General features: G+C 43.3%; 1 protein-coding gene. It reads left to right on the forward strand.

The features are described from left to right. Positions 1-215: zinc ribbon domain-containing protein (locus tag GPK90_RS18770; RefSeq protein ID WP_215703669.1), on the forward strand; the 215-nt coding region annotated here is incomplete at both ends.

The following is a 215-nucleotide window of genomic DNA, read 5'->3' on the forward strand; positions in this document are numbered from 1 at the left end:
GATATCGTATGTATCGAAGATCTGGATCTGAAGACGATGAGCGGGGAACATCATTTTGGAAAAAGTGTCCATGATAACGGCTGGAGAATGTTCACAGATTTTTTGCAGTATAAACTGGAACGGGAAGGGAAGAAACTTGTCCGCATCGACCGCTGGTATCCCAGTTCCAGAACATGCAGCTGTTGTGGAAAAATAAAACATGATCTGAAACTGGA

This window comes from Clostridium sp. MCC344, from assembly GCF_018785365.1.
GTDB lineage: Bacteria > Bacillota > Clostridia > Lachnospirales > Lachnospiraceae > Pilosibacter.